The organism is Breznakibacter xylanolyticus, from assembly GCF_003254275.1.
GTDB classification, from domain to species: Bacteria; Bacteroidota; Bacteroidia; order Bacteroidales; family Marinilabiliaceae; genus Breznakibacter; species Breznakibacter xylanolyticus.
Genome location: NZ_QKZK01000003.1, coordinates 104,809 through 131,536, shown reverse-complemented (window position 1 = coordinate 131,536; position 26,728 = coordinate 104,809). Strand labels below are relative to the sequence as shown.

General features: G+C 48.6%; 22 protein-coding genes and 1 tRNA gene. 17 read left to right on the top strand and 6 right to left on the bottom strand.

Features of this window, described 5'->3' with window-relative positions; all coding sequences use genetic code 11:
- Positions 1–197 precede the first annotated feature (197 nt).
- The 5 genes from LX69_RS02680 to LX69_RS02660 all read right to left on the bottom strand — a co-directional run bounded on the left by LX69_RS02680 (position 198) and on the right by LX69_RS02660 (position 4,612).
- Positions 198–1,037: an RteC domain-containing protein gene (locus tag LX69_RS02680; protein ID WP_111444272.1), complete on the bottom strand. Its 840-nt coding sequence runs from the start codon at positions 1,035–1,037 to the stop codon at positions 198–200.
- A gap of 108 nt (positions 1,038–1,145) precedes the next feature.
- Positions 1,146–2,405: a site-specific integrase gene (locus LX69_RS02675; protein WP_111444346.1), complete on the bottom strand. Its 1,260-nt coding sequence runs from the start codon at positions 2,403–2,405 to the stop codon at positions 1,146–1,148.
- Positions 2,406–2,688: 283 nt separating this feature from the next.
- Positions 2,689–2,764: transfer RNA gene (locus tag LX69_RS02670), tRNA-Pro, on the bottom strand.
- A gap of 67 nt (positions 2,765–2,831) precedes the next feature.
- On the bottom strand, positions 2,832–3,908 hold the full coding sequence (aroC, locus tag LX69_RS02665) for a chorismate synthase (protein ID WP_111444271.1): 1,077 nt from the start codon (positions 3,906–3,908) through the stop codon (positions 2,832–2,834).
- Between the two features lie 164 nt (positions 3,909–4,072).
- Positions 4,073–4,612 carry an FKBP-type peptidyl-prolyl cis-trans isomerase gene (locus tag LX69_RS02660; protein WP_111444270.1) on the bottom strand — a complete coding sequence of 180 codons (540 nt, stop codon included), beginning with the start codon at positions 4,610–4,612 and terminating at the stop codon, positions 4,073–4,075.
- Between the two features lie 190 nt (positions 4,613–4,802).
- Here LX69_RS02660 and LX69_RS02655 point away from each other — a divergent pair, with 190 nt between their 5' ends.
- Positions 4,803–5,618 carry an SDR family oxidoreductase gene (locus tag LX69_RS02655; protein ID WP_111444269.1) on the top strand — a complete coding sequence of 272 codons (816 nt, stop codon included), beginning with the start codon at positions 4,803–4,805 and terminating at the stop codon, positions 5,616–5,618.
- 526 nt (positions 5,619–6,144) lie between these two features.
- Here the strand turns inward: LX69_RS02655 and LX69_RS02650 are convergent.
- Positions 6,145–6,789 (bottom strand): LysE family translocator, encoded by a 645-nt coding sequence (locus LX69_RS02650; protein WP_111444268.1) that lies wholly within the window; start codon positions 6,787–6,789, stop codon positions 6,145–6,147.
- Between the two features lie 273 nt (positions 6,790–7,062).
- Here LX69_RS02650 and LX69_RS02645 point away from each other — a divergent pair, with 273 nt between their 5' ends.
- The 16 genes from LX69_RS02645 (at position 7,063) to xylE (ending at position 26,303) form a co-directional block, all read left to right on the top strand.
- Positions 7,063–9,357, top strand: a complete 2,295-nt coding sequence (locus LX69_RS02645; RefSeq protein WP_245934922.1) for an inorganic phosphate transporter — start codon at positions 7,063–7,065, stop codon at positions 9,355–9,357.
- A gap of 92 nt (positions 9,358–9,449) precedes the next feature.
- Complete coding sequence (locus LX69_RS02640) at positions 9,450–10,409, top strand: hypothetical protein (protein ID WP_111444267.1); 960 nt, start codon at positions 9,450–9,452, stop codon at positions 10,407–10,409.
- Positions 10,410–11,301: 892 nt separating this feature from the next.
- Positions 11,302–11,817 (top strand): V4R domain-containing protein, encoded by a 516-nt coding sequence (locus tag LX69_RS02635; protein WP_111444266.1) that lies wholly within the window; start codon positions 11,302–11,304, stop codon positions 11,815–11,817.
- Positions 11,814–13,661 (top strand): PAS domain-containing sensor histidine kinase, encoded by a 1,848-nt coding sequence (locus LX69_RS02630; RefSeq protein WP_111444265.1) that lies wholly within the window; start codon positions 11,814–11,816, stop codon positions 13,659–13,661. The genes LX69_RS02635 and LX69_RS02630 overlap by 4 nt, the downstream gene beginning before the upstream one ends.
- A gap of 13 nt (positions 13,662–13,674) precedes the next feature.
- Positions 13,675–14,304, top strand: coding sequence for a response regulator transcription factor (locus LX69_RS02625; RefSeq protein WP_111444264.1), 630 nt, complete (start codon positions 13,675–13,677; stop codon positions 14,302–14,304).
- A gap of 228 nt (positions 14,305–14,532) precedes the next feature.
- Positions 14,533–14,910: a response regulator gene (locus tag LX69_RS02620; RefSeq protein ID WP_170124207.1), complete on the top strand. Its 378-nt coding sequence runs from the start codon at positions 14,533–14,535 to the stop codon at positions 14,908–14,910.
- Between the two features lie 27 nt (positions 14,911–14,937).
- Entirely contained in the window at positions 14,938–16,074 is a 1,137-nt protein-coding gene (locus tag LX69_RS02615) for a hypothetical protein (protein WP_146260618.1), read from the top strand.
- 16 nt (positions 16,075–16,090) lie between these two features.
- Positions 16,091–16,513: a type 2 periplasmic-binding domain-containing protein gene (locus LX69_RS02610; protein ID WP_111444261.1), complete on the top strand. Its 423-nt coding sequence runs from the start codon at positions 16,091–16,093 to the stop codon at positions 16,511–16,513.
- Positions 16,514–16,772: 259 nt separating this feature from the next.
- A complete protein-coding gene (locus LX69_RS17680; protein ID WP_111444260.1) occupies positions 16,773–18,266 on the top strand; it encodes a methyl-accepting chemotaxis protein in 1,494 nt (497 codons plus the stop codon).
- Between the two features lie 128 nt (positions 18,267–18,394).
- Complete coding sequence (locus LX69_RS02600) at positions 18,395–19,402, top strand: DHH family phosphoesterase (protein ID WP_111444259.1); 1,008 nt, start codon at positions 18,395–18,397, stop codon at positions 19,400–19,402.
- Positions 19,403–19,661: 259 nt separating this feature from the next.
- The gene (locus LX69_RS02595; RefSeq protein ID WP_111444258.1) at positions 19,662–20,177 is read left to right on the top strand and encodes an FKBP-type peptidyl-prolyl cis-trans isomerase; all 516 of its coding nucleotides are present in this window, start codon (positions 19,662–19,664) and stop codon (positions 20,175–20,177) included.
- Positions 20,178–20,371: 194 nt separating this feature from the next.
- A complete protein-coding gene (locus LX69_RS02590) occupies positions 20,372–20,836 on the top strand; it encodes an FKBP-type peptidyl-prolyl cis-trans isomerase (RefSeq protein WP_111444257.1) in 465 nt (154 codons plus the stop codon).
- Between the two features lie 169 nt (positions 20,837–21,005).
- Positions 21,006–21,722, top strand: a complete 717-nt coding sequence (locus LX69_RS02585) for a NigD1/NigD2 family lipoprotein (protein WP_170124206.1) — start codon at positions 21,006–21,008, stop codon at positions 21,720–21,722.
- A gap of 236 nt (positions 21,723–21,958) precedes the next feature.
- Positions 21,959–23,443 (top strand): xylulokinase, encoded by a 1,485-nt coding sequence (locus tag LX69_RS02580; protein ID WP_111444255.1) that lies wholly within the window; start codon positions 21,959–21,961, stop codon positions 23,441–23,443.
- Between the two features lie 59 nt (positions 23,444–23,502).
- Positions 23,503–24,828 carry a xylose isomerase gene (gene xylA, locus LX69_RS02575; protein WP_111444254.1) on the top strand — a complete coding sequence of 442 codons (1,326 nt, stop codon included), beginning with the start codon at positions 23,503–23,505 and terminating at the stop codon, positions 24,826–24,828.
- 89 nt (positions 24,829–24,917) lie between these two features.
- Positions 24,918–26,303 carry a D-xylose transporter XylE gene (gene xylE, locus LX69_RS02570; RefSeq protein ID WP_111444253.1) on the top strand — a complete coding sequence of 462 codons (1,386 nt, stop codon included), beginning with the start codon at positions 24,918–24,920 and terminating at the stop codon, positions 26,301–26,303.
- Positions 26,304–26,728 lie beyond the last annotated feature (425 nt).

Genomic DNA, 26,728 nt, shown 5'->3' with positions numbered 1-26,728 from the left:
TTTCAAAAAAATTACCACATTCTGTATTTCAGATTATTATGAAAGTCATGAAAATTAAAAACTACCTATATGGCTGACATAGGTAAAAACCAAAACACATCAAAACACATTAAAATAAATGTGTTAAAATTTCATTTTGAGCAAAAAAATTTATGATTCTGTCGATTTTAAACAAGAATGAGGGTTGAAAACGGAGGTTAACTGTCTTTTACCTGGATGCGGTTGAGGATGGCCTCTTTAAGGTGGTCGAGGAATTTGGTTTGGTGGTTACGGTGCTTTATTTGCTTGAAATCGTTGTAGATATCGTGCATGTCGATTTTAAAAGCATGTTCAAAGAAACGGGTGATATCTTTGATTTCAACATGTCCATGGCTGATGCAACCGGCCGCATGAAGTGCATAAATGAGTTCGGCCAGGGAAATCTTTGAATCAGACCAATCGAGGCAAAATTCAGAAGGGATTGAGCTGTGCGAAGCATGAGTATCATGTTGATAGGCTTGGAATTTCTGATTGATGTCGACCAAAAGCATGTCATTGGCTTTTAAACGAGCCACATAGTAGTCCATATTTGTGATGAAACAGGCATCACAATGGTAAGAAAAGAAGTCAGGAGCATCGATGAAGTTAAAGTGACGCCGGAGGAAATAACGTTCGTCGTTGATGTCGAGGCCGCTGGTGATGTACTGGTAGAAGTTGATGTTTTTAGTACGGAACGCATTTAGCTCATGGATTTTACTTTGTAGTATTTCCATAGAAATAGAAACATCCCAGGCATTTAGACTGGCATTGAGGTGATAGGTGTCGACGTAGTACATCAACAAGGCGAAAAAATGAGGCTTGATGTTTTTGAAGAATTGGATTTCGTGTGCGTCGGACGGGAAAGGAGATTGGACGACTTTTTGGCGTAGCTGCTTGATGGCAGCGTGAATGCCGGTAATGGATTGCTCGCAGACTTTGAGGATTGAGCTGTTGTTGGATTGAATGGCTTTGAGTTCTTCGTTCAGATTGATGCGTAGATTTTCAATAAATGATTCCATGGTTTGAAAATTTAGAGTTGATCGGTTATTGTACTTCTAACACTCTAAATTAAACAAAACATCATAAAAAATTCACTCCCCAAGGGTGGTTGGGGAGTGAGATTGAATTTACTGTGCAGATAGTTTTTGAGGTTTTGGCTTGGTGTCATTGAGCTTGAGACGGAGGTTGGTCATGTCGTCGCTGATTTTTTGTTCGATGACTTTGGCATAAATCTGTGTGGTTTTGATGCTGGTGTGACCGAGGAGTTTAGAGACGGTCTCGATGGGAACGCCATTGGTGAGGGTGACCGTGGTGGCAAAGGTGTGACGGGCGATGTGGAAGGTGAGCGGCTTGTCGATGCCACAGAGGTCGGCGATTTCCTTAAGATAGGAGTTGAGGCGTTGATTGGAATAGCCCGGCAGTAGCTTTGCGGTGTAGAGCACCTGGGGATGGTTCTTGTATTTTTCGATGATGGCCAATGGCACTGGCAGAATGGGAATGCGGACGGGGATGTCGGTTTTGTGCCGCTTGGTGCTGATCCAGTATTCGCCATCGATGCCGCGAACGATGTTGTGGGGCGTGAGCTCGAACACGTCGATGTAGGCCAAGCCGGTGTAACAACTGAAGATGAAGAGGTCGCGAACCATGTTGAGGCGATCGAGACTGAATTGACGGGATTCGAGGATTGAGAGCTCGTCGGCTGTAAGAAACTCCCGTGTGGTTCGGGTGAAGGAGGCTTTGAATTTTTGAAAGGGGTCGCGCTCTAACCATTCGTTCTTTATTGCCATATTGATGACTTTGCGGAAACGCTCGATGTGCTTCATGATGGTGTTTTGACCACATGGGGAGTTCTTATGGTCTTTGGTGACGTACCCGCGCATGAAGCGCTCGAAGTCGGCGAGGAATTTATAGTTAAGTTGAGACAGATATATATCAGATGTTTTCATTTGAGACTGAATAAACTCTTCGATATACCTGCGAGTTGTAAAGTAATTTTTGAGCGTCCCCCACTCTAAGGTGGATTTCATTTCTTTGTTGTGGTAGTCAAAAACGGAGAGTAAGGTGTTTTCTTTTTCCTTGACACCACAGAATATGTTCTTAATAGCATCAGCGGTGATGATTTGTTTCTTTAGCAGAAGCTCTTGGTAGCATTCGGTTAGACGACTACGAACTTGCTCGAGGTATGTATTGAGCTTTCGAGCTTCGAGGTTGCTACCACGAGCAATGCCCTTGCTATCGTTCCAGTTTTCGACAGCGATTGTCTTTTTTAGAGAAATTTCGACTCTTTGACGGTCAACAACAATACGGACATAAATGGGGGCAATGCCGTTTTTGAGTTTGTTCATGCGTAAGATGAACTGAATTCCGAAGGTGTTTGTAGTTCTCATGGCAATACAATTTAAGTTCATTTGATTCCATTTGATTTAGGTCACCAAATAGTTCTCAACTCTCCCCCTCTAAAAGCCCTCAAAAAGAACCAAAAATAATGTGCATCATACTGATTTGTTGCACTTTGCAGCGTTTTGTGAGACCCAAATATAGGAATTAATTTGGTTCACCTTTTGGTTCTCATTTTTATTGAATTCCTTTGAATTGCATTAAACTACTAAAAATTAAAAAAGCCTGTAAATCATGCGATTTACAGGCTTTTGATGTGATTTGATATTCACTTGGTCGGGGTGACCGGATTCGAACTGGCGACCTCTACGTCCCGAACGTAGCGCGCTACCAACTGCGCTACACCCCGAGCAATTGCAATGCAAAACTATGATTTTTTTCATTTTTGCGCACTGCTGATGCTTGTTTTTTTTGGCTTATCGATACATTTTATTGAGATACAAGTTATCGACCATCACCATGGCGGCCATGGCTTCGACAATGGGCACGGCTCGGGGCAACACACAAGGATCGTGGCGACCTTTGACCACTGTGGGAACTTCTTCCCCATCCTTATTCACGGTTTGCTGCTCCTTTAAAACAGTGGCAATGGGTTTAAAAGCCACATTAAAATAGATGTCCTCTCCATTGGAGATACCACCCTGAATGCCCCCCGACCGATTGGTGCGCGTCCGCACACGGTCACCATCCATAAAGAACTCATCGTTGTGAGCCATGCCGGTCATGGCAGCAGCACCAAAGCCCGAGCCATATTCAAAGCCCTTCACGGCATTGATGCCCAACATGGCATGCCCCAACTGAGCGTGTAACTTATTAAATACCGGCTCACCCAATCCAACGGGGACATTTTTAATGACGCATGTAATCACGCCACCCACGGAATCTTTATTGATGCGGGTTTGGTCGATAAAGTCAATCATCTGTTGAGCCACTTCAGGATCGGGGCAGCGCACGATGTTGCTCTCGGCCACTTCGAGATCCATTTGTTGATAGGATTTATCAAGCTGGATGTGCCCCACCTGCGACGTATAAGCCTGTACAGTCAACCCCTCGCGACGAAGAATAAGCTTGGCAATGGCACCGGCAAAAACGCGAGCAATGGTTTCGCGAGCCGAGGAACGCCCTCCTCCCCTATGATCGCGAATCCCGTACTTGGTTTGATAGGTATAATCGGCGTGTGATGGACGATACACATTGCGAATATTATCGTAATCGCCCGACTTCTGGTCGCTGTTCCACACCAGAAAGCCCATCGGTGTCCCAGTCGCTTTGCCTTCAAACACCCCCGAAAGGATTTCAACCTGATCCTTTTCGTCGCGGGGCGTGGTAATGGCCGACTGCCCCGGTCGGCGACGGTTCATTTCATGTTGGATAAAATCCATATCGATGTCCAGCCCCGGGAGAATGCCTTCAATCACCCCCCCCACTGCTTTACCGTGAGATTCGCCAAAGGAAGTCAACCGAAACAGGTTGCCAAAAGAATTTGCACTCATAATATTTTTCAAAAAGATGGAAAAGAAGGCGTAAAAATAGAGCATTCGCCTTAGAACACAAACATGCGGATTCTGAATTTCGCCTCGCAACAAAAAAAGGCGCCCACCGACGCCTTTCTATTATCATCAAACGGTATCCAAACCGTTACGAGAGATGCCAATCATTAGTGACCGCAACCACAGCTTCCGCAACCACCCGAATCGCAACCCGATCCGCAGTCAGAACCACAGCAGGCAGCCAATTCATCTTCGGTGGCTTCACGCACATTAAGCACTTCACCAGAGAAATGGAGGTCTTCACCAGCCAGCGGGTGATTGAAGTCCATTTTAACAACATCCTCTTCCACTTCGAGCACAATGCCGGTCAGACGATTGCCATGAGAGTCCTGCATGGGAATCTGATTGCCCACTTCGAGAAGTCCCTCTTCGACATTCCCATTGACCTCGAAAATATTTTTTGGAAGCTCCACAACCGCGTTAGGATTGAGCTCGCCATAAGCATCCTGAGCTTTGAGTTCAAAATTGAACGCATCACCGGCAGCCAAACCTTCAAGTTTTTGCTCAAACATTTCCAACATCTTACCGGCACCAAAAACGAATTCCAGCGGTGCATTGGCTTCGGTTTTCTCAACCATCTCGCCATCAGCACCGTTCAGGCGCAACTCATAAGAAACGGTCACGTGGGCATTTCTGTTAATTTTCATACAATTGAATCTTTAAATTTTTGGTTACAAAATAAACGAGAATTTGGTTGGATATCAAATTTGAACTCTTAAAAAAAGACAAAACACTCCGAAAAAGTCTCATTGCCCCTTATTTACGAACAAAGCGTGTGAGGGTTTACAAAAAAAACCTAATTTCGACGGCCGAAAACAAAATTTAAGCATTCGCACCATGCAACCACAAGTCGTGATAATCACCGGCGCCAGTTCGGGAATCGGATTGGCCTGCGCCTATGAATTTGCCTCCCGTGGCGCCATCCTGAGCCTGGCAGCCCGTAACATCGACCGATTGACCGAAGTGCAACACGAATTGCAAGCGAAGGGACACCAAGTCCTGGTCACACAAACCGATGTGAGCCTCGAAGCCGACTGCGCCCATTTGATTGAAGCGACGATGAAAGCGTTTGGACGCATCGATGTATTGATTAACAACGCGGGCATCTCCATGCGGGCGTTGTTTAAAGATGCCGATTTGAAAGTGATACGCCAACTGATGGACGTAAATTTTTGGGGCACGGTGTATTGCACCAAACACGCATTGCCGCATCTGCTGGCAAGCAAAGGATCGGTGGTGGGCATCTCGTCAATAGCGGGTTACGTGGGACTACCCGGTCGCACGGGTTATTCAGCATCGAAATTTGCCATGCATGGATTTTTGGAGTCACTGCGTACCGAGAACCTCAAAACCGGCTTGCATGTCCTGATTGCCGCCCCGGGCTTTACGGCATCCAACATTCGCAAAACAGCGCTCATGGCCGATGGCACCACACAAGGCAACACCCCACGCCAGGAGAACAAAATGATGACAGCCGAAGAGGTGGCCAAACACCTATATAAGGCCATTGAGAAACGCAAGCGCACCCTGATACTGACTTTTGTAGAGGGCAAGCTGACCGTTTTTCTAAAAAAATGGATGCCTTCGCTACTCGAAAAGATGGCTTATAACCACATGGCTAAAGAACCCGATTCGCCTTTCAAAAAAGAATGACAATACAGGTACAATACATGGGCTAAAGCCCAATGAAAGCGAGGTTGGAGTTAAGCCCAGCCTTAAGGCTGGGCTTAGCACATGGCGGGCAACTGACCAGCCTCAGCCTTAAAGCTGAAGTTCGCATCTCAATGCAGGTATCTGATTATCCATAACCTTAAGGCTGGGGTTAGCACATGGCGGGCAACTGACCAGCCTCAGCCTTAAAGCTGAAGCTAGCATCTCAATACAGCTATCTGATTATCCATAACCTTAAGGCTGGGGTTAGCACATGGCGGGCAACTGACCAGCCTCAGCCTTAAAGCTGAAGTTAGCATCTCAATACAGCTATCTGATTATCCATAACCTTAAGGCTGGGGTTAGCACATGGCGGGCAACTGACCAACCTTAGCCTTAAAGCTGAAGTTAGCATCTCAATACAGCGATCTGATTATCCATAACCTTAGGACAAGGGGCAACACCAAGCAGCAATCTATCAACCCCAGCCTTAAAGTTGGAGTCGGGAATCATGAATAGCGAAGGGGACTTAGATCCACTGAAAGAAATCGTGAATGAGCCAATAGAGAAACGAAAAAAGAGCGGCCAAAACAATCACCCCCCCGGCAATTTTATTGATCCACCACAAACGCCGCAGGTTGATTTTGGCCCGAAAGAGATTCACAATAGAGGTGAGCGCAAACCACCAGGCAGAAGCTCCAGCCAAGACGCCCAAAATCAACACCAATTGCCCAAAAATATCATTTTCGGGTTGCACAAATCGAAGTCCGGCAAAAATCCCGATGAACAAGAAAACATATAACGGATTGGAAATGGTGAGAAAAAAGACTGACGCAAAATCCTGCACAAAATTTTTGCTGTTGCTTTTTTGACGTCGCAGCTGTTTGGCCGGATTGCTGTAAAAAATGCGCAGGCCCAAAAACAGCATCAAAGCAACACCGAAAATCTGAAGCCATAACATCTGCTTTTCGATAAACGACACCACATACGACAAGCTAAAACAGGCGATGATGGCATAAATGGCATCGGAGGAAGCCGCCCCCAACCCGGAGATGAACCCCGACCATCGCCCCTTGCTCAAAGTGCGCTGAATGCACAGCACCCCAATAGGTCCCAATGGCACTGAGGCGATGAGTCCTACAATAAATCCATCAAAGAAAAACGAAAAATCCATTTGGCAAATATGACAAAAATTGAGAAATGAGAAAACACATCAAACAGGGAAAGCATTGAAGATTTAAGAAAAGCATCACAAAAAAGCATTCACACATTTAATATGAAGTTTTTCTTAAGTTCATTACCCATCATACCTCCAAGAAGATGAACGTTGACAAAAGGCACGACTTAACCTTAAATTAACATTGGCTTAACCCAAAGACAACCTTCCCCAGAAAGGGGAGATGTAAGTTTGCACCCGAATCATTAGAAACCGAAACAATCAATACAAATGATGGACAACATTTATTTAATCCTGGTATTCATCCTCTTCATGCTAGCCATATCGGATCTGGTGGTGGGGGTTGCCAACGACGCGGTGAACTTTCTCAACTCGGCCGTGGGCTCCAAAGCGGCTTCGTACCGAACCATCCTGTTCATTGCTTCCATTGGGATCTTTTTGGGCGCAACCTTTTCAACAGGCATGATGGAAGTGGCCCGAAACGGCATCTTCAACCCGCAGTATTTCTATTTTAAGGAAATCATGATCATCTTTATTGCGGTGATGATTACCGATGTGATTTTGCTGGATGCCTTTAACTCATTGGGACTGCCCACCTCCACCACCGTATCGCTTGTGTCGGAACTGATGGGGGCAGCCGTGGCGGTTTCGATATATAAAATAGCCACCAGCAATCCACACATCATCGACAACGGCATTGAACGACTGGCCACCATTGGCGATTACATCAATACGGCCAAGTCGCTGGGCATTATCACCGGCATTCTGTCGAGTGTGGTCATTGCCTTCACCACCGGGGTGATCATTCAGTTCATCATTCGCACCATTTTCACGTTCAATTACGAGCCCAAGCTCAAATACATGGGTTCGCTTTTAGGCGGGGTGGCAATCACCACCATCACCTACTTTTTGCTCATCAAGGGAGCCAAAGATGCCGTATTTATGAGCCCCGAGGCCAAAGCATGGATTAAAGAGAACAGCGGCCTCATCATTGCATACAGCATCATTGCCTGGACCATCCTGTTACAAATCCTCACTTGGTTATTCCGCATCAACATTCTGAAAATGGTGGTGCTCACCGGCACCTTTGCCCTGGCCATGGCCTTTGCGGGCAACGATTTGGTAAACTTCATAGGGGTGCCCATCGCGGGCTTCTCGTCGTACGAAATATTTTCAGCCACCCCCAATGCCGATGCCACCACGCTGCTGATGACGGGTATGGCTGCCGACAAATCGGTCACCGTACCCTCGTACATGCTCTTTATTGCAGGGGCAGTGATGGTGCTCACGCTGTGGTTTTCGAAAAAAGCGAAAAACGTGACCAAAACAGAACTGAGCCTGAGCCGTCAAAACGAAGGAGAAGAACGTTTTGGGTCGTCCTTTTTGGCTCGCAACCTGGTTCGCTCGGTTCTGCGCCTCACCAACACGGCCGAACGGGTGCTTCCCAAGCGCGTGTATGCCTTTTTGGCCAGTCGTTTTGATGGGACCGAAGCCGAAGCCAAACGCAAGGCACAAGGTCACGAAGCGCCGCATTTCGACATGCTTCGTGCCACCGTCAATTTGGTGACCTCGAGCATGCTCATTGCACTGGCCACGTCGCACAAGTTGCCGCTCTCAACCACATATGTAACTTTTATGGTGGCCATGGGATCGTCGCTGGCTGACCGTTCGTGGGGTCGCGAAAGCGCCGTTTACCGCATCACCGGCGTGCTGTCGGTCATCGGGGGATGGTTTTTCACAGCCTTTTCGGCCTTTACCGGGGCGTTTGTGTTTGCCATGCTCATCAACTGGCTGGGATGGAGTGCCGTGATTGGATTGCTGGCACTGGCCATTTACTTTGTGTACCACACCCATGTGCTCAACAAACGCAAACAGGCACGCGAAGCCACTGTTGACAGCTTTGAAATAGAAGAAGTGAACGGCGAAATATTGCCCGAAAAAATATTTGACCGTTGCAAAGTCAATGTCATCGACGTGCTCAAAGGCGTGTCGGATTTGTACCACCGAAGCCTCACCAGCTTTGAAGACGAAGACCGCCGAGCCCTCAAGCAAATCACCAAAGAGGTGGCCGAACTCAATGCCAACACCAAGCAGATGCGTCACAACATTTACCCCACCGTGCGCAAACTGCAGGAAGGCTCCATCGACTCGGGTCTGTTTTATGTACAGGTGATTGACTACCTGCGCGAGTCGGCGCACTGCCTCACCTACATCTCGACCCCCTGTTTTGAGCATCTGGACAACAACCACAAAGTGTTTATGCCCGAACAGTTTGAGGACTTGAATGAACTCAAAGCCAACATCAGCGACTTTTTTGAGCAAACGATGGCCATGATTGGTCAAAACAATTTTAAAGAGCTCGACAATTTGCAGCACCTTCAAGGGCAACTGATGGAACACATGCGCCTGTTGCGCAAAAAGCAACTCAAACGCATCAAAAAGGAAAAAGCCGGCACCCGCATGAGCTTGTTGTATTTGAATATTTTGCACGAAACGCAGAACATGCTCCTGCATGTGGGCAATTTGCTCAAGGCGCAGCGCGATTTCGTCAAATTTCAGTCATAATATCGTTATTCCGATTTATCACATCTTGACAAAGGGAGGCAGTTGGCCTTCCTTTGTTATTCCAATTCAATTCATTTATAATTATCAGCAGCATGAAACGAACATTGATCACACTCGCAGCCATCGCCCTGGCGGGAATCGCAGCCCACAGTCAGGAAACGGCAGCACCGGAGTTTAAGCCCTCGGGTAAGCTCGACGGGCGTTTGTTTGCCCATTATTATAATTCACTCGAAGGCGTGGATCCTACCGTATCGGGCTTTCAAATGGAACGCGCATACCTGGGTTATACCTACCAGGTGGCTCCCGAATGGACCGCACGCGTGTTGCTGGACATTGGTGACAAAAACGATTTAAATCGCTACGCGTTTTATAAAAACGCGGCCTTTTTTTACAGCAAAAATGACCTCAAAATCGGTTTCGGGATTCAAAACACCCAATCGATGACCGTGCAGGAAAAGGTGTGGAATCGCCGCTACGTTTTCAAAGCCTACATTGATGAAAACAAACTGGGCCACACGGCCGATTTGGGGATTACCGCCCAATACAAACTGGGTCAAATCACCATTGACGGCGCCATATTTAACGGCGAAGGATACAAAAAGGTGCAAAGCGACAACACCTACCGAGCCGCTCTGGGCATGACAGCCTCGCTGATGGATGAGAAACTGCTCGTTCGCGTGGGCGATGAATACGAAACCAAAGGCAATGCCCAAAACCTGCTCACTCTGTTTGCCGGCTACCAGGGCGACAAACTCACCGGCGGCATTGAATACAACCGCCAAACCAACGTGGCACACGTTGAGGACAACACCACGGGTGGCGTATCGGCCTTTGCGGCCTTTGCGGTGAGCGACAAAGTGGCGCTGTTTGCACGGGTCGATCAAATCGAAAAAGAAATCAGCCAGGTGACCACTACCGACTACACCGTATTAGGGGGCATGGAATACACCTTTAGCAAAAACCTGCGTGGCGCCTTAAATGTGCATCGTTACGAATACGATGGCGGCACAGCCACCATGTTTGGCTACGCCAGCTTTGATGTAAAGTTTTAACAACACCCCTGCATTGACAGGGATATCGCCAATGTTGACATGAGTTTGGGAGGATGCCACGCTTTTTCACCTCATCGGAAAAGCGATGCAAACCCAAAACGCGTTAACATTGGCGTTTTACATTTATCAGAAGGCTCCCCACAAAAGAATCCATGAGCCGGACATTGTCAGTTTTTGGGAGAATGGTTGATTAAAAAAAAGGGACGGTGTCAGATTTAAATGCATCGTTCCATCAAAAAGATGCGACGCTGACAGTTTTAACACCGAGGTGATCCTTATTTCATCCAACGTCCCATCAAAAAGATGCAATTTTGTCAGGCATCGGGCAGGATGTTGTCAGTTTTGGGTAGGACGTTGTCAGTTTTTGATGCAATGTTGAATTAAAAAGATGCGACGTTGTCAGATTTTGCCGGGAGATCGTCAGTCTCGGGTAGGACGTTGTCATTTTTAGATGCGATGTCCTGTATAAAAAATGCGACGCTGACAGTTTTTAATGCGATGTCCTGTATAAAAAATGCAACGTCCTATCGAAAAGATGCGAGGTTGTCCGCTTTTCACAGGAAGTTACCAATCATAAATGCAACGTTCCATCAAACAGATGGGACGTTGTCATTTTTAAAGAGGCCGATGCCATTGTTTTAATGCGATGTTCCATTAAAAAGATGCGACGATGATGTTTTATAACAGGAGGATGTCAGTTTTGGGTGCAATGTCCCATTAAATAAGATGCGACTGTCAGTTTGGGAGAGGACGTAGTGGATCACACTGGCGTTATTTCTGTTCACATCAAAACCACTCAGGTATCAGCACTCAAAAAATGGAATAAAGCAGCATATGAGCTAACCAAGGGAATTGATTACTTTTGCAGCACCACACACCCGTTATAAAAAAGATGAATCAGCCCTCAGCATTTCAATGGTCGCAACTGGGCGACATAGAAATCGGCCGCCCCAACATGGGCACGCAAACTCACGTGAACGTGTACCGGCTGCTGCAACATTCGCTTCGCCACGTTTTGGAGCGTCAATACGGCCAAGCGGCCAGCAACGACCTGTTTTTTAAGGCAGGAAAAATCTCCGGACAGGAGTTTTGCCGTCACAATATGAATGGCGACTTGCCATTTTTCGATTTCATTCCCCACCTGCAAGCCAAGCTGCGCGACTTGGGCATCGGCATTTTGCGCATCGAACACAGCAACCCGCAAAATTTTCATATCACCCTCACCATCGAGGAAGATTTGGATTGCTCAGGCACCCCGGTCACGGGGCAAACCCTCTGTCACTACGACGAAGGATTTTTGGCCGGTATTTTTGAATGCTACAGTGGGCACGAAATGGAAGCCCGTGAATTGGAATGCTGGGGTACGGGCAGCCAAACATGTCGTTTCGAAATATTTAAAAAATCATGACAGATAGTGAAGTGATGCGCCTGTTGGCCATGGGCATGAAACAGATGCCAACATCGGCCGAACGGCCGCCCGAACGCCCGCCCCTGCCGCCCGACCAATGCAGCCCGGCAGCACGCGAGGTGTTGCAGCTCAGCCGGGAATTGGCGCAGGTGCGCACCATTGCCTTCGACGCCGTACAACAAATGTCGTTGGGCAACCTCGACTTTGAGCTGCCCAGGGACAATGCTTTTTTCTCGCCCATCAAGGATTTGCAAGCCAAGCTCAAACACCTGGTGTGGCAAACCAACCGACTGGCACAAGGCGACTACCACCAGCAAATCGATTTCCTGGGCGATTTTGCGACCTCGTTCAACCAACTGATACAATCGCTGCGCGAACGACGCAGCATTGAACAGGAACTGGAACGCAGCAACCAGCAATTTAAGCTCATTGCCGAAAACACGCTGGACGTGATTTGGAAAATTGACCTGGCCACCATGCGCTACAACTACATCAGCCCGTCGGTGCTGGGCATGCGCGGTTACACGGTGCAGGAAGCCATGTCACAATCGGTAGAAGAATCGCTCACCCCCGCCTCGGCGCAACAGGCGCTCACCACCTTGCAGTCATATTTATCCAAACCCGAACTGGCCAACCTGTACGTCTGCGACGAATACCAACAGCCCTGCAAAGACGGTCGCATCATAGACATCGAACTCACAGCCACTGTTGTATTCGATGCCAACGGGCAGCCCATCGAAATTGTGGGCGTAACGCGCGACATCACCCGTCGCAAAGCCACCGAAACAGCTTTGCGACGCAGCGAGGCCAACCTGGCCAAACTGCTGAAACGTCAAACCCAGGCCAACAAGAAACTCAATCGACAACTGCAATATTTTTACGACCACACGGTCAACGCCATCGCCTTTTTCGACATCGACGCCCACCGCATCCGCATCACCAAATGCAACCAACGCTGGGCCATGGCGCTGGGCATGACGCCCAACGATGTGGAGAACCGTGACATTGATGACCTGATTGACCCCGAATCGTCGCGCATGTACCATTCGCTCATCGACCGGGCCATGGCCGCCGGCGCCACCATTCAGGAACAATGTTTTTGGCGGGGCAAGCACATCGAAGTGGTGCTCATTCCCATCGTCAACGAACAAACCCAACGCATCGACCAGGGAGCCGCCCTGGTGTACGACGTGTCGGAACGCAAAGAGATGGAACGCCAGCTCACCCAAATCGGCATCCGAATCGAAACGCGCGAACGCCGCCAACTGGCTGCCGACCTTCACGACAACGTGGGGCCGCTGCTCTCGAGCATGAACATGTACCTGTCAACCCTGGCGCGCAAACCCGAAATCGCGCCACATGCCGCCCTGGTGAACGATGTGCGCGACATTTTGCGCGAGGCCATCACTTCGGTGCGCGAAATCTCCAACAACCTCAGCCCGCAGGTACTCACCAACTACGGCCTCACCTCGGCGCTTGAACTCTTTTTTGAAACCAAGCAAAAGCTCATCTGCATCCGCCACACCAATACGTTGGGCGATTTGCGTTTCAACGAGCTCAAGGAAATCATGTGCTACAACATCATCAAAGAGCTTTATAACAACACCATTAAATATGCCGATGCCACGGCCATCGACTTGTCGCTGTCGCAATGCGATGGTAAAATATTTATACAATACCGTGATAACGGCAAAGGATTCGACCTGGCGCAAAAAATGGCCGAGCCATCCAACAACCTGGGGCTTTTCAGCATCATCAACCGCATCAATAACCTGGATGGCACCTACCAAATGGACACGGCCTCGGGACAAGGTTTTTTGGTAAACATCGAATTTCCCCTTTAACCCCATTCACCCCATGACAAAAACGAAAGTAGCCATCGTCGACGACCACGCCATCCTCCGCCAGGGACTAAAAGTGTTGCTGGGCGAAATGCAACAAATGGACATTGTAATAGAAGCGGCCAACGGGCAGGAGTTCATCGACCATCTGCAACACATCACGCCCGACCTGGCCATTGTGGACATCAACATGCCGGTGATGAAGGGCGATGAAGCCATTCGTCGTGCCAAACTCATGTGTCCGCACCTAAAGGTCGTTGTGCTGTCGATGAATCGCGAGGAGCAGTTTTTTAAAACCATGAACGAGCTAGGCGTGGATGGTTACATCATCAAAGAGGCCGACTACGACGAGCTGGAGCGCGCCATCACCACGGTGATGAAGGGAGGCAAATATTTTTCGCAGGAGCTGCTGCTGAGCATGGTCAACAACCGTCAACCCACCACACTGGTCATCCTCACCGAACGCGAAAAAGAGATCCTTCGCTACCTTTGCCTGGGGCTGTCGACCGCCGAAATTGCCGACAAACTGCTCATTGGCGTGCGCACGGTTGAGAAACACCGCTCCGAAATGTTGCTACGCACCGGATCGCCCAACGCCATCAGCCTGGTGGTGTTTGCCATTAAAAATGGATTGGTGGAGATTTGAGGGAAGAGTGGAGGAGTGGAAGAGTGGAGGAGTTTAGAAGTTTAGGAGTTTAGGAGGTAGACAATGCAGGAGTGCTGAAAGACAAGAGTGGTGAAATTTAGGTATGGAGGAGGGTTTAACGGCATGATGAAAACACCCCGTAGTTTCCGCACTATTTTTCGAAAAAACCGACCTGACGGAGAGCATCACCCATGGTATTTTTGCACGTTCAAAAAAAACAGACAAAACGTGCCTGCGCATCCCCCCCGAAACATACTGATTATTGACGACAACCCGGAATTTATCCGTTCGTTTGGTCGCCTGCTGGAAGATGTGGCGGGAGACGACCGAATTTCCATTCGATGGACGCACAACATTTACGACGGCATGGCTCTGTTGCGGGATAACTATTTTGAATATGTTTTTTTGAACGTCAAAATGTCGGACATCGATAACATTTGCATTGCACAAAGTGTTAAGAAGGGGCTGATGTACACGCCCAAAATCATCGCCCTGTCGTTCCACACCGAAGCCATATTCAGGGCACAGGTGATGCGGGCCGGAGCCACACAATACCTGGTGAAAGACGACATCGACCATCAAACCATTTGTCAACTACTTGCTTAAATACCGAACAAACACAACTTTCATAATATGTACAACACAACTACTCTGAGTAAAAAATGGATGACACTGGCCGTTGCTGCCTTTTGCCTGACACCGGCCGTTGCCCAGGAAACCGAATGGGAAGCCCAAACCCGCATCACCGGCTACATTGCCACCGAGGCCAACTATTTTCACGACCTTGAGGGGACTTACAAGCAATATGGCGTGTCGCTCTCCGAAGCCGGCTTACTCACCAGCTACCAGCCCACTTCGAACATCACCATCAAAGGGGTGTTTGTGTACCGTCCCGACCTGACCATTGACCAAATGATTAACGAGGCCAATGCCGAATGGAAAGCCACCTCGTTTTTGAACGTGAAAGTGGGTCGATTCCTCACGCCCCTGAGCCCTATGAACACCTATTATTATGCGCCGGTGAACAACAGCGCCACGCTGCCCTTTGTGATTTCACACCACGAGTTCTTCCCTCTCAACATGGATGCTGTGTCGATAAACGGCGTCGTGGGTGAAAACATCCGTTTCGATTACGACCTGTTTGCCGGAGGATACCGCAACGCTTTGTGGTTGAAGACCGGGCCGGTAGGTTTGTTCGGCACCGAAGACGAATATTACGGAGCCTTGGAGAAAATCGGATATAAATTGAACACTTCGAGCGCCAACCAGGCATTGAGCTTTGGCGGAGGTGCCCATGCCGGCGTGTCATTCGACGAATATTTTACGATAGGCGCCAATGTGATGCTCTCAGACAAAGAGAAAGCATCCACAACATTTGACAATCCTTACGACCCCGCCAACCCATTTATCATTGACCTTGACGTGAACCGCATTGCCTACGGTCTAAACTTTAAGGCCAAATACAACAACCTGCAATTATTGGGTGAAGTATGGAAGAATGAGATGAACTTCAAAAACGAAGCCTTCAATCTCGACAATGACTATAACGTAAATTGTTCGTTTATAGAAGTGAGCAACAACTTTGGCAAACTGATCCCCTACGTACGTTTTGAGTACCACGATGCAGCGGGCGTGGAATACAACCGCTACACCACCGGCATCAATTACAAGCCAATCTTCGAAACCACCCTCAAGCTGGAGTACCTCTATTACCAACACGACATCAAAGACATCAATGGCTTTGTGGCATCGGTTATTTATTCATTCTAATCACTCCTCACACACCATGAAACAAATATTTTCACTTCTGATACTCCTCACCGTGGGAACCCTGATGAGCCTGCAGGCACAATCCTTTAAAGTGATTGTCAACAACGACAACGCGGTGACCTCCCTGACGAAAAAAGAAGCCTCCGATTTCTTTTTGAAAAAGAAGAGCAAATGGGTCACGGGAACTGCCGTGATGCCCGTCGATTTGTCGTCATCATCGGCCGTGCGCGAAAGCTTTTCAAAGCAAGTGCATGGCAAAACAACCGCAGCCATTCGTAACTTTTGGCAACAGGCCGCCTTTTCGGGTGCCGGCACAGCTCCGGCCGAAAAAGCCACCGATGCCGATGTGCTCGAATACGTGAAAAAGAACCCCGGTGCCATTGGGTATGTATCGGCGGCCGCCTCCACGGCCGGTGTCAAAACCGTGCCCATCAAGTGACGTTTTTTTTCCTAAACCTACTCATCCTATCGAGACACAAGAACACGCCGTTCTTGTGTCTCAACAATTCAACAACCTGATCGGCATCTCGAGCAGAATCCTTAAATTGAGCGCCCCAAAACCACCGGACTAAACCATCCCCCACACACGGAGACCCCATTAGCAATCCCTTCAGGACGCAAAAAGGAGATCCCAACCATTAACGATGAATCACTTTCAAATCACCCCCTGCTGATTCTGAGGGCTCAACCATAAACACATGAAACTACAAAACATTAAAATCCGGTTTAAAATCATGTTACTCCCGCTCATTGCGGTGGTCACACTGTTGGGGCTCATGGTGCTCAACGGCGAAACCACCCGGCGCAACGAGAAACTGTTGATGCACATCGACAAGAACAACGTTCCGTTTGTAGAGCTGAGCAACGACCTGATCATGACCATGAAGGAACTGCAAAAGGGGTTTCAGGATGCCGTGGCCGCCAGCGATTACGATAAACTGGCCGCAACAGCCAGCCTTCAAACCCACTTCGACAGCCTGGTGCATGCCGCCCTGCAAAACCCTTACATGGCTAACGACAGCAACCTGATTCTCATCCGGGATAATTTCACAGCCTACTACCAAACGGCACAACAAACATCCGCAAAGATGATTGGCGGGGACTTCAGCGACGAGGTCACCGGAAACATCCAACAGATGATTACCATGTACAAAGAGATTTCGGGACACCTCGATGCCCTTGAAAGCCGCAGCAAGACCCAAATGAGCCAGGCCATCGACACCATTTTCAACACCAGCAAACGCACCACATGGATCATCACACTCACCATCATTGGGATGATATTGGTATTAGGCTTCATTGCCATGCGGGTGAGCCAAACCACCGTGACACCCCTGCACGATTTTGCGAGCCACCTCAACGCCGTGGCCGAAGGCGATTTGACCCATGCCGTCGAAAACCGTCATTTACAACGCAAGGATGAAATAGGAGAAATATTTGGGGCGATGCACCATTTAATCAACAAACTCTCCGAAATGGCCACCAAAGTACAAACCAGCACCCAAACGGTGACCGAGGCCAGCCTAGACCTTGAGCGAACAGCGGAGGAAATCAGCAACGGGTCGAACAGTCAGGCGGCCAACACCGAGGAGATTTCCTCGTCGATGGAAGAGATGCTGGCCAACATCACCCAAAACCGCGAAAATGCCGAAAACGTGCGCCGCATTGCCATGAAAATTTCGGAAGACATCCGCCACGTCGAGGAGTCATCCACCACCAGCCTGGCCTCTATTCATCAAATCGCAGCCAAAATCAAGGTGATTGACGAAATCGCCAAGCAAACCAACATATTGGCCCTCAACGCAGCCGTTGAATCGGCTCGCGCCGGCGAACACGGACGAGGCTTTGCCGTGGTGGCTGCCGAAGTGCGCAAACTGGCCGAACGCAGCCGGGTGGCCAGCATCGAAATTAACCAAATGGCCGGCAGCAGCGTGCAGCAAACCGAAATAGCCACTCAGTTGGTGGCAGGCATCATCCCCGACATCGAAAACACCTCCCGCTTGGTGCAGGACATTGCGGCGGCCAGCGTGGAGCAAAACCAAGGTGTGGAACAGGTCAATGGCGCCATTCAGGAACTCAACCTGGTGACGCAAACCAACACCGCCACCTCGCAAGATCTCACCCAGAAGGCCGAAATACTTACCTCGCACGCCACCGACCTGAAAGAGACCCTCCAATACTTTCGAGTATAAACGTTTTACCTTTGCTAAACCTTGCATCTCCAAACGAAAGCCCCTTTGCGGGCTTTTGTTTTTTACGGATGCTTTCACCAGATGGCCGAAACGCTTAACTTTGACAATTCAAAAAATCAATACACTCCATGAATCAGGCACAACAAGCACAACACTTTTCCGAAAAAGCCCTTGCGGCCAACCACATCCTGATTGTCGCTCATCAAAACCCCGACGGCGATGCTTTAGGCGCCTCGCTCGGGCTCTACAATGTCCTGCAAAACCTTCACAAAAGCGTGACGGTGATCATGCCCAATGAAACGCCCTCGTTTTTGGCCTGGATGCCCGGTGCCGATCGCATCATCAACTACAAAGAACATCCCGGGCAGGTGCAAACCGCTTTTGACGATGCAGATCTGTTGGTGATGGTCGACTTTAACTGCAGCGGACGCGTCAAGGAGATGGAGCAACTGCTATTGAGTTTCGCGAAACAACGCGTCATCATCGACCACCACCCCTACCCCGATACCCAACTGGCGCAACTGGTGATTTCGAACATCGAAGTGTCATCGTCGTGTGAACTGATGTATGATGTGATGTCCGCAGCCGGTTGGTCGGCGGCCATCGACCGCCATGCGGCCACATGCCTCTATACCGGCATCATGACCGACACCGGCATGCTCAATCACAACTCCTCACGCCCCGAAACCTACCATGTGGTGGCCAACCTGTTGGGACGCAACATCGACAAAGATGAAATACACAAGCTGGTGTTTCACAGCAATTCCGTGAACCGCATGCGTCTGCTGGGATACTGTTTGAGCCAAAAAATGGTACTCATTCCCCAGCATCAGGCCGCCTACATCACCCTGACAGCACAGGAACTCAATGACTTTAATTACCAGCCGGGCGACACCGAAGGGTTCGTCAACTACCCACTGGGCATTGAAGGCATCAACATCTCGGCACTGTTCATCGAACGCGACAACCAAATCAAGGTGTCACTGCGTTCGCGCGGCGAAGTGGCCGTGAATAAGATGTCGGAAAAATATTTTAACGGTGGCGGCCACCACAACGCGGCAGGTGGCGAATGGAGCCGCATCGACATGGATGCCATTGTAGAAACCTATCGCACAGCACTGCCGGAATTCGTTTAATTTTTTAACTAACTAAGCGACTAAGCGACTAAGTAGCAAAGTGCCTGAGTGAGGAAGTGCAAAAGTACAAGAGCATTAAAGAAAAGAATAGAGGAGCTAAATCACGAAGATGCAGGATACAAGATTACAAATACCTTTTAAATATTTGACGAACCAACTTAAGTCCCCCTTGGGGGGATATAGGGGGCTTATATATATTTGACGAAAAACAACATCAAAGTCACCCTTGGGAAATATAGGGGGGCTTAATTACAAAACCATGAAAAAAATCATCTCCCTCCTATTCCTGTTTCTACCAATATTGGCCGGATGCCAGGAGAAAAAGAAACCTGCCACACGGCTGACCATGGACGAACTCATTGAAATCAATCGCCAACTGGTGAACGATGATGACGCGCGCATCAAGACATATATTGATGAGAAAAAACTGCAGATGCAACGTACCGAAACCGGTATGTGGTACAACATCCAATCGAAAAAGAAAACGCCCACGGCCGCAACAGGCCAAATCATCAGCCTGAAATACAACGTGTCGCTGCTCGACGGGACTGCCTGCTATGCATCCGACAAAAAGAACCCCCGCACGTTCCGCATCGGACAAGGCGGCGTGGAATCGGGGCTCGAAGAGGCGGCTCTGATGCTTCGCAAAGGCGACAAAGCCACCTTCATCATGCCCCCGCACCTGGCCTATGGTCTCACGGGCGACAACAACCGCATCCCCCCCCGTGCCACCATCATTTACGAAGTGGAGGTACTGGACGTAAGGGAGAGGTGAAGAGAGTTTAGGAGTTTAGGAGTGTAAGAGTGGAAAAGTTTAGGAGGGGAGAGTTTAAAAGTGGGGATATTGAAAATACAATACCCCTATACTTCCTTGTTACATGAAAGGAATCGAAGATCGGCCTAGCCATTCATCAGAAAACCTCATCACCTTGTGTCCTGATAATCACATCTCAATACGTTTTAAAACACATGAAAAAAATCGACTACATCATCATCGTTGCCCTGGCATTTCTTCACATCAGTTGTGATAACCAGGTGACGCAACAAAACGAGGATCAACAAATCAATCAATACATCGAGGCACATCATCCGGGCGCGGAGGCTGAGATGAACGGCCTATATATCATCCACCAAACGGTCACCCAAGGCATTGCGGCCATGCCCGGCAACCGGGTCATTGTCGATTACGAAGGTCGGTTTCTGGATGGACGCGTTTTCGACTCATCCTACGACCGACAACAGCCCATCGCGTTTGTCCTGGGCAGCGGCAAGGTCATTGCCGGCTGGGAACAAGGCATTGCCACCATGCGCGAGGGCGAGAAGGCCGAATTCATCATCCCATCGTTCCTGGCCTATGGCGACCGACGCGTGGGGCCCATCGCTCCGAACACTCCGTTGGTCTTTTCGGTAACACTGGTTAAAGTGGAACCTTAAAACAGAAAATCGGCACATGGCCGATTTTTTTTGTGATGCACCACATCCTCACGCAACTTTAAAGACATCATCTGCGTCAACACCACCAAAGCACCTTCCATTTTGGACAAAAACAAACACAAAAACGGGGTGTTCGGTGCAACCATTAACAATCATATTTCAAAAAACCATGAAACGAAACCACGAAAAATTCATCAAAAGGAGCTTCATCGCCCTCATGTTATTGCTGACCATCCACCTCCTTCCCTCATGCGTTGACCTTGACGATAACGACACCAAGATCAGTTATGTGGCCATCGGCAATGTGATTGACGAAACTTCGGGACTCAAAATCAGCACCGACTCATTGCTGGTTCTTTACAGCTCAACCAAACCCACGGGCATGACCATCAAAAGCGGTGACCGAGTGCGCGTAATATTCAACATCATTGGCGAAGGCGGCACCGAACTGGGGTATGACAAGCGCATCGCCATAGAAGAAATGGCAATAATAACCGTCGGTAATGTCCTGATGGTAGACGAAGCAGGGCGCGACACCCTCAAAGACAATACCATTAACCTCCAGGGCTGCTGGGTTGCTGGCGAATACCTGAACACCGACATCACTTACCTGGGAAGCGGAAGCGTGCGCCACGATTTTTATCTGGGGTATGACCCAATGCAGCAGAACATAGAGGGCAAGCCCGTTTTGAGACTGTACCACGACCACAACAACGACAACAGCAGTTACGGTTACACCTATTATACCTTGCGCAGCTTTAAGCTGAGCGAATACAACTGGCCAACGACACCGCCACACCAATTTGTGTTGCGCTACAAAAACAGCAATTCCGAAACAAAGGACATCGAATTGAGCTACGATCCCATGGTGAAAGCCACGGAATAATCGACAACAATATTGATCCATGAGCGGGTGGTGCGATAGATTCGCATCACCCGCTTTTTTTATTTTTCCCCTACACCATTACAGAACCAAACACAACAGGGCATCCCCTCAGAAGGAAACCGGAGGTCGAATTCAAAATCAGAAAAAAGGGGAAAAATTGGAGAGAAAAATTTTGATTTATTCACAAACTAGATTAATTTTGCACTATTAACAGAATAGACCAGAACACTGACAATATGCAATTATTAGGAATCGACATTGGCAGCTCATCGGTAAAAGCGGCCATCATTGACGGCGCCACCGGTCGTTGCCTGGCCGCCGGCCAGTACCCCGACGTGGAAATGACCATTGAAGCCCCACAAGCCGGATGGGCCGAACAGCACCCCGACATGTGGTACAACAATTTTAAACAAGCCTTGGCACGCCTGATGAAAAACCCCGAAGTGAAAGCCGATCAAATTGGCGCTATCGGGATTTCGTATCAAATGCACGGTTTGGTTCTGGTTGACAAGGCCATGAACCCACTTCGCAACGCCATCATCTGGTGCGACAGTCGTGCTACCGGCATTGGCGCACAAGCCTTTAAAGGACTGGGAGAAGAGTGGTGTTTGAGTCATCTGCTCAACTCACCCGGTAATTTCACCGCCTCGAAACTCAAATGGGTCATCGACAACCAAAAAGCCATATACGAAAAAGCCGCTCATTTCATGTTGCCAGGCGATTACATTGCCATGAAACTCACCGGCGAAGTCAACACCACCGTTTCAGGATTGAGTGAAGGGATCTTCTGGGATTTCAAAAACGACAAATTATCGAGTGAACTGCTTGCCCAATATGGCATTGATGCAGCCAAAACCCCACAAATCGTCCCTACATTTGGGGATCAGGGAAAATTGTCGGCCGCCGCAGCAGCTGAGCTAGGTCTGAAAGCCGGCATTCCGGTGACCTATCGGGCCGGCGACCAGCCCAACAACGCCTTCTCGCTTAACGTGCTCAACCCGGGCGAAGTGGCGGCCACCGCCGGTACCTCAGGCGTGGTTTACGCCATCTCCGACCAGGTAAGCTACGACCCGCACTCACGCGTAAATGCCTTTGCGCACGTGAACCACACAGCAGCAGCCAAACGTCTGGGCGTGTTGCTTTGCATCAACGGAACAGGCATTCAATACTCATGGATGAAACGCGAAGTGGGTAAAAACCAATACAGCTATCCCGAACTGAACGAGAAAGCCGCCATGGTACCTCCCGGCAGCGAGGGCGTGCGCGTGTTCCCCTTTGGAAACGGAGCAGAACGGGTATTGAAAAACCAAAACCCCGGCGCCCGCATCTCCGGCATCAACTTCAACCAGCACCACGACGGACACCTGTTTCGTGCGGCGCAGGAAGGCATTGCCTTCTCGTTCAAATACGGTATGGAAGTGATGAACGGCATGGGCATCAGCACCAGCCTGATTCGTGCCGGTTCGGCCAACTTATTCCTAAGTCCGTTGTTCCGCAAAACATTGGCCTCCATCACCGGAGCAACCATTGAGTTGTACAACACCGATGGCGCCATTGGCGCAGCTCGCGGAGCCGGTGTGGGAGCTAACTATTACAAAAACTTCTCCGAAGCATTCGTAGGTTTTGAGAAAACCATGGAAGCCGAGCCGGTGCCACAAATGACCTCTCAACTGGGAGAAGTTTACGAAAGCTGGAAATCGGAACTCGAAAACATGATTTAATTGGCTCAACAGGCCACAAAATATTCAAGATCAGTTATCAACAATTAATTATTAACGCTATGAGTATTGTATTAGGCGAAAAAGAGTACTTCAAAGGCATTGGCAAAATTGGCTTTGAAGGCGCAAAATCAACCAACCCATTGGCATTCAAATGGTATGACGAAAACCGTGTGGTTGCAGGAAAAACCATGAAAGAGCACCTGCGCTTTGCAGTGGCTTACTGGCACACCTTCTGCGGCGAAGGCGGCGATCCATTTGGACCCGGCACCATCAACTATGCCTGGAACAGCGCCACAGACCCAATGCAAGCAGCCAAAGACAAAATGGATGCAGCATTTGAATTCATCACCAAACTGGGTGTTCCTTACTATTGCTTCCACGATACTGACTTGGTAGGCGATGGTTCGGTTTTCGAAATCGAAAAACGACTAGCTCAAATCGTTGAAGTAGCCAAGAAAAAACAAGCCGAATCAGGCGTGAAATTGCTTTGGGGTACTGCCAACGTCTTCTCAAACCCCCGTTATATGAACGGAGCTTCAACCAACCCCGATTTCAACGTGGTGGCCAACGCATCTGTTCAGGTGAAAAACGCCATTGATGCCACCATCGCTTTGGGTGGTACCGGATATGTATTCTGGGGTGGACGCGAAGGTTACATGAGCTTGCACAACACCAACACCAAGCAGGAACTCGAGCACATGGGTCGCTTCCTGACCATGGCACGTGACTATGCCCGTTCAAAAGGCTTTACCGGTTCATTCTTCATCGAACCTAAACCTATGGAACCATCTAAACACCAGTATGATGTTGATGCTCAAACGGTGATTGGCTTCCTGAAACAATACGGTTTGGAAAAAGACTTCAAATTGAACATCGAAGTAAACCACGCCACATTGGCACAACACACCATGGAGCACGAATTGCGCATGGCTGCTGATGCCGGCATGCTGGGCTCTATCGATGCCAACAAAGGTGACTACCAAAACGGTTGGGATACCGATGAGTTCCCCACTTCAATCACCGAATCAACTTTGGCGATGTTGGAAGTACTTCAAGCTGGTGGCTTTACTCACGGTGGTATCAACTTCGATGCAAAAACCCGTCGTAACTCTACCGACCTGGAAGATATCTTCATCGGTCACATCTCTGGGATGGACACTTTTGCTCGCGCTTTAGTAATTGCCGACCGCATCCTTTCAGAGTCTAACTACCTGAAAATGCGCGCTGACCGTTATGCTTCATTTGAAAGCGCTAACGGAAAAGCATACGAGCAAGGTAAACTGACCCTCGAAGACATGTACAAAATTGCCAAAGAAGTGGGTGAACCCAAACAAATCAGCGGTAAACAGGAGCTTTATGAGCAACTGATCAACCTGTACATCTGATTCTTTGACATATTGAACTCTGCATATATCACAGGCTCACAAGGCCTGTGATATTTTCGTTTATACACATCATAAAAAAAAGGAGACCAATGAAAAATCTGCAAAACACACTTTACATCTTCGGCATCACGCTGGTAGCCACCCTGGGGGGATTGCTGTTTGGCTACGACACGGCGGTAATATCGGGCGCTGAAAAATCCATTCAGGCCTTTTTAATCGACAGCCTGGGATTGAGTACCTGGGCACATGGCGCCACCACCTCGAGCGCACTGATTGGCTGCATCCTCGGCGGTGCCATCTCGGGATGGTTTGCTTCGCGAATGGGACGTAAACGCTCACTCATGCTAGCCGCATTTTTATTCTTCATTTCCGCATTAGGCTCGGGATATCCCGAATTTCTTTTCTTTAAACAAGGCGAGGTATCCATGTCCTTGCTTTATGTATTTAATTTCTATCGCATCATTGGCGGCATTGGCGTAGGGATGGCATCAGCCATTTGCCCCATGTACATAGGCGAAATTGCGCCGGCACACCTTCGAGGCCGTCTGGTATCCATTAACCAGTTTGCAATCATCTTTGGGATGTTGGTGGTTTACTTTGTTAACTGGGGCATTGCCGACGGAAAATCACTCGATTGGATCAACGCCATCGGATGGCGCTACATGTTTGCATCAGAAGCCATCCCGGCCGGTCTGTTTGGCCTATTGTTGTTTCTGGTTCCAGAGACACCTCGTTACCTGACCCTGATGAAAAAAGATGACGAAGCCTTACGCGTATTGACCCGCATCAATGGCGCAGAAATGGCCTCAAACATTCTGAAAGACATTAAAAATACCATGACACACCATGCCTCAGCCAAATTGATGTCGTACGGCAAAACAGTGATCATCATCGGAATCCTGTTATCCGTATTCCAGCAATTTGTGGGCATTAACGTGGCTCTGTATTATGCACCCCGCATATTCGAAAGCATGGGCGTGGCCAAAGATGCCTCCATGATGCAAACCGTGGTGATGGGATTGGTGAACGTAGTGTTTACCGTTATTGCCATCATGACCGTTGACCGTTGGGGTCGCAAACCGTTGCTGATGGTGGGATCCATTGGCATGGCCATTGGCATGTTCGCCATTGCCACGCTGGCTTACTTCCAGGTGATTGGCGTAAGCACGCTTGTATTTATCATTGTTTATACCGCATCGTTTATGATGTCGTGGGGGCCCATCTGCTGGGTGTTGATTTCGGAAATCTTCCCCAACAAAATCAGGGGTCGAGCCGTGGCAGTGGCCGTAGCCGCACAATGGGCCGCCAACTACTTTATATCGTCCACTTACCCATCGATGATGGAATTCAGCAGCACCATGACCTATGGTTTTTATGGCGTGATGAGCGTGTTGTCGTTCCTGTTTGTATGGAAAATGGTACCCGAAACCAAAGGCAAAACGCTCGAGGAGATGGAAAGCGTTTGGGAAAAATAAACTCACACATAGCTTTCATTAAAAGAGGATGTTCCACAAGGGCATCCTCTTTTTTAATGAAAAAAAACACAAGACAATCAACCACTTAACTAACACCCTACCCCATTTATGACGCAAGAACAAATGCATTATTCATAAATGGTTCACGCATTCATCTACAATAAATGGATATTCACACACACAACAATCAATTTTGCTATTTAGAATGTTTCTACTTAACTATCAAAAACAAAAAAAATGTTGACTCATTTTCCCAGTAAAATCAACCAAAAGCAAAAAATCGCCAACCAACACCAAAAAAAATTTAACAATCGAGAATTTGCACTATTGACATTTTAATATAATTTAGCATTTACATTCTAAGTGTCTAAAAAACACTTTGCCTTCCCTTAAACAAAACCTCAACACAAACAAAACAATCAAAA